3 protein-coding genes are annotated in these 1962 nt (G+C 53.9%); all 3 read right to left on the minus strand.

Annotated elements, in window-relative coordinates; translation table 11 throughout:
- Nucleotides 1-23: 23 nt before the first annotated feature.
- Nucleotides 24-803: a Uma2 family endonuclease gene (locus H6F43_RS15765; RefSeq protein ID WP_190343676.1), complete on the minus strand. Its 780-nt coding sequence runs from the start codon at nucleotides 801-803 to the stop codon at nucleotides 24-26.
- A gap of 29 nt (nucleotides 804-832) precedes the next feature.
- Nucleotides 833-1006: a hypothetical protein gene (locus H6F43_RS15770; RefSeq protein ID WP_190343677.1), complete on the minus strand. Its 174-nt coding sequence runs from the start codon at nucleotides 1004-1006 to the stop codon at nucleotides 833-835.
- A gap of 155 nt (nucleotides 1007-1161) precedes the next feature.
- Nucleotides 1162-1962 (minus strand): U32 family peptidase (locus H6F43_RS15775; protein ID WP_190343678.1); only part of this gene is annotated, 801 nt, incomplete at its 5' end.

A 1962-nucleotide genomic window follows, 5' to 3' on the forward strand; every position in this document is an offset into this window, starting at 1 on the left:
ATCGATTAAGCAACCTGCGCGCGCTACTCTGGCAGTTGGTTGGGGTCAATTCCCTGCGATCGTAGATAGCTCTCTAGCCGCTCTTTTGCTTGTCGTTCCTGTTCTGCTCGCTGTCGTTCCTGTTCTGCCCGTTCCCGTTCTGCCTCTTCGGGCAAGGGAATCAGAGTTCCATCCGTCGTAAACCAGCGCAACTGTTGATCGTGAATACCCAGTTCTAGCCCCAATTGTTCGCTCCGCAATCTACCGCTATCTATTGGAGCGATCGCGATATAGGTGCCAGCTACTAAATGAAACCCTGAAAACTCCAGCGTCTCTGGATGGAACCAGTAATACTCTGGCACCCGCCACACATCCTGATACAGCTCTTTCTTCTTGCCCCGGTCTACCGTTGCTGTGGAACTGGAGAGTAGCTCAATCACCACATTGGGATACTTGCCGCCTTCTTCCCAAATCGCCCAACTGCGGCGATCGCGCTTCTCGGCTCCTAGTACCACAAACACATCCGGTCCTCGGAAGTCCCGCTTTTTTAGCTGCTGCTCGTTGTAGTACACCGTTAAATTGCCGGAAATGTAGAAGTCCGAGCGATCGTGCCACCAAAATTCCAGTAACCGAATCAGCAGGTCAATTTGGCGGCGGTGAAAATCAGTTTCTAAAGGCGGCTCATCGCTGTAGAGGTTGGTGGGCGGAAAGGTAATATCATCCGGCAAATCCAAGTCCGCCTGAATTGGTGGGGTAGCATCCTCTAAAGGGGGCTGAGGCACATCTTGTCGGGGCGATTGAGAGGTAGCATCCAGACGAACCATGGCGGCACAAGCTCCAACAACGCTGCTTCTCAGTCTAGCCTCAGGCAAATAGTGCAGGTATCCAGATGGTTCAAGGCGATGCCTGCTTCTGTGTGCTGTAGCTCAACCCGTAGCCAGAATTGGGTTGAGTCGAGACGCTGCTCAAATTCCTCTAGGGACAAGGCGGCGATCGCACGCCGCAAAAGTCTCTTGAGTTCCTTCACATCTGCGTTCAACAACTTCTGTGAAACTGTTTCAGGCACAGCCCCAAACCGAGTCGAGAGAATCTCCAATACAGATTCTGCTAATCCTTCTTCGAGAGCCTCTTGATAAACTCGCGTTTGCCCCAGAAAGTTGCTGTTCTTACACGCATGTAGGCTCAGCTTCCGAGAGGACCGCGAGTAACACCAAGCTGGTGGTTCAGCTTCAGGTCGCGCCAAAGTTGGCGTCCGTTGATTTCGCCGTGCAGCAGTTGGCGGTAGCGATGAATCGTCTGCGTCACCTGCTCTGGAGATTCATCGACAAACTCCAGGCGGAAGTGTCGCACGCCCAAATCAATCAAGCGCTGCACGTATTCTGCGCCCGTTTGCGCCGTGCCGTTGAACACGGTATTGCGGCAGCCTGCATCGGCTTGCAGAATGTGTTCGGTGCCGACACGATCGCGCAGCGTCACAGAGTGCGTCTCACACGGACGCCCACAATTCGTGTAGTCGGTGCCCTCGGATAAGAAGGCGCAGAAGACGCAGTGCTCCATGTGGAACATCGGCATGTGCTGGTGAATCGTTACCTCAAACCACTCAGCCGGTGCAGTCGTCAGCAGCGCTTCGAGTTGGGCAATGCTGAGGTCGTAGGAAGCAGTCAGGCGCTCCAATCCCTGCTGTTTAAAGTAGTCAGCAGTTAGCGCGTTGGCAACGTTGAGGGAAAAATCGCCGATCGTGCGATCGGACGCAAAAAACTGAAGCTGGTCGTAGTTTCGAACCAAGAAACCATCAGGGTTGCAGGCGCGCACCTGTTGTAAAATCCACTGCTCGTTGGATTTGGTAATGCGGGGAGGCGCAACAAAAAGGAATTGGGAGCGTTCCCGGACGAGATGAACAGCGGTGCGGTAGTGGCGAGGGTCTTCAAATTCGCAGTAGAGAATTTGGGTGCCAGCGTCGATCGCGGCTTGCAGTTGGGGAAT

Origin of the sequence: Leptolyngbya sp. FACHB-36 (assembly GCF_014695955.1) — a bacterium.
GTDB lineage: Bacteria > Cyanobacteriota > Cyanobacteriia > Leptolyngbyales > Leptolyngbyaceae > FACHB-36.